The following is a 2,524-nucleotide window of genomic DNA, read 5'->3' as shown; positions in this document are numbered from 1 at the left end:
GTGCGAGGGGGAGGCTATGTGGAATGGCCTCCCCCTACACCCTCCGACGGCGGAGCGGGGGTCACCAAACCACAGCACCGCAACACGCCCCATCACCAGCACGGAAAAGCACCCCCCTGGCACGGCTACGGCTTTGGCCGCTGTCATTCCAGCGTGATTTGGCGTTTGGCAAGGCTGGGGGATACTCTAGGGCTACTGAAGGAGGCTAGGACTCATGCTGGAGGTAAGCGTTCAACCCCACCGGGAATACCTGACCGCCAACCAGCCGGGACAGAAGCTGTTCCTGGCGCTCAAGGTCCGGCCCGCCGCCGAAGTCGCCAACGCCCGCCCCCAGCTCGCGGTGGCCTTCGTCGTCGACACCTCGGGCTCGATGCGCGAAGTGGTCACCGAGCCCACCGAGCGCACCGGCCAGAGCATCCGCGTCGACGGCAAGGACTACGAGGTGGTGCGCGGGGCCAAGAGCAAGATGGACCTGGTGGTGGAGGCGCTGCAGAACCTCCTCAACAGCCCCCAGCTCCAGCCCTCCGACCGCCTGGCCCTCGTCAAGTTCGACGACGACGCCCGTGTGGTGCAGCCCTTCACCCCCGCCGGCGAGAAGGTGCGCCTGGTCTCGGCCGCCGAACGCCTGACGCAGTACTCCGGCGGCACCCACATGGGCGCGGGGATGCAGGAGGCCATGCGGCTGCTCGAGAACGAGACCGGCAGCCGCCGCCTGATCCTCCTCACCGACGGCAACACCTTCGACGAGGCGCTCGTCGAGCAGGTCACGGCCCAACTGGCCCAAGCCCGCATCCCGGTCACGGCCATCGGCGTGGGCGACGAGTGGAACGACGACCTGCTGGCCGACATCACCGACCGCACCCAAGGCAAGCCCTTCCACGTCGTCCCCGACACCCAGCACCCCCAGCCCCCCAGCCTGCGGGCCACCGAGCTGCCCCAGGCCATCCTGGGCGAGCTCCAGCACGCCGCGCTCGAGGTCGTCACCAACCTCGGCCTCGCGGTCCGCACCGTCAAGGACGTCAGCCTCGACCGCGTGACCCGGGTCTACCCCACCCAGACCGAGGTGGACCGCAGCGTGACCCCGCACCCCCTGGGCAACGCCGAAGCCGGCGACTGGACGGTGTACATCCTCGAGTTCACCCTCCCCGCCCGCCCCCCCTCCCGCATCCGGCTGGCCCAGGTCGGCCTGACCTACGAGGTGCCCGGCAAGGGCTACCGCGGCGAGGTGCCCCCGCTGGACGTGGTGGTGGAGTTCACCACCAACGAGAGCATGGCCGCCCGCATCGACCCGCAGGTGATGCAGTGGGTGCAGCAGCGCAACATCGAGATGCTGGTCAAGCAGGCCACCGTCGAGGCCCGCACCGACCCCGCCAAGGCCGCCAAGACGCTCGAGCTCGCCCGCAACATGACCGTCAAGCTGGGCAACTCGGCCATGACCCAGGCCCTCGACCGGGCCATGGGCGAGCTCAAGGGCTCGAAGACGCTGAGCCTGGGCACCCAGAAGACGCTGAAGATCGGGGCCAAGACCCAGACCCTCAAGGCCGAGCCCGGCAGCGAGCTCCCCTCCGACGAAGAGATCCGCAAGATCACCGGAGCCTGAGCGCGCGATGGCCCACTGCCCCACCTGCGGCGCCGCGCTCAGCGGCCACGAACTCACCTGCCCGGTCTGCGGCGCGCCCGTGGCCTTCCCCAGCCTGCCGCCGGGCACCCCGCTGGCGGGCGGGCGCTACGTGGTGGGGCGGGTGCTGGGCCACGGGGGCTTCGGCATCACCTACGAGGCCGCCAACCCCGTCCTGGGCCGCACGGTGGCCGTCAAGGAGTTCTTCCCCGACGGCTCGGTGCGCCAGGTCACCCAGCTCGTCCCCCCCACCCGGCTGGGCGCCGGCGGCTTCCACGAGGCCCGCCAGCGCTTCATCGAGGAGGCCCGCACCCTGGCCCGCTTCGACCACCCCGGCATCGTGCGGGTCTTCGACGTCTTCGAAGAGAACGGCACGGCCTATCTGGTGATGGAGTTTTTGCGGGGCGAGACGCTGGGCAAGCGCATCGAGCGCCTGGGCCGCCTGGGCGAGCGCGAGGTGCAGGACATCGCCTTCCGGGTGGCCGACGCGCTGAGCGTGGTGCACAAGGCCGGCCTGCTGCACCGCGACATCAAGCCCGACAACGTCTTCCTCACCGACGACGGGCGCGTCGTGCTCATCGACTTCGGGGCCGCCCGCGACTTCGTGCAGGGCCAGACCGTCGCGCACACCCGCATGGTCACGCCGGGGTACGCGCCGCTCGAGCAGTACGCCACCAGCGCCAAGCTGGGCCCCTACACCGACCTCTACGCCCTGGGCGCCACGCTCTACCACGCCCTCACCGGCGCCCTCCCGCCCACCGCCACCGACCGGGCGGGCGGGGTCCCGCTGCCCCCGCTGCCCCGCAACGTCAGCCCGCGCCTGGCTCGGCTCATCAACCGCTCGCTAGGCATGCGCGTCGCCGACCGTCCGGGCAGCGTGGAGGAGCTGCTGCGCGAGCTCAACCG

2 protein-coding genes are annotated in these 2,524 nt (G+C 70.9%); both read left to right on the top strand.

Annotated features, from left to right (window positions below; genetic code table 11):
* Window positions 1–214 precede the first annotated feature (214 nt).
* Window positions 215–1,600 carry a vWA domain-containing protein gene (locus MEICH_RS0106965; RefSeq protein WP_027892018.1) on the top strand — a complete coding sequence of 462 codons (1,386 nt, stop codon included), beginning with the start codon at window positions 215–217 and terminating at the stop codon, window positions 1,598–1,600.
* A 7-nt stretch (window positions 1,601–1,607) separates the two neighbouring features.
* A partial coding sequence (locus MEICH_RS24005; RefSeq protein WP_218916389.1) for a serine/threonine-protein kinase occupies window positions 1,608–2,524 on the top strand: 917 nt, incomplete at its 3' end.

The sequence above is a fragment of the Calidithermus chliarophilus DSM 9957 genome, assembly GCF_000430045.1.
Classification (GTDB): Bacteria; Deinococcota; Deinococci; order Deinococcales; family Thermaceae; genus Calidithermus; species Calidithermus chliarophilus.
Note: the sequence above shows the minus strand (reverse complement) of the source record. Positions and strands in the feature narration are given on the sequence as shown.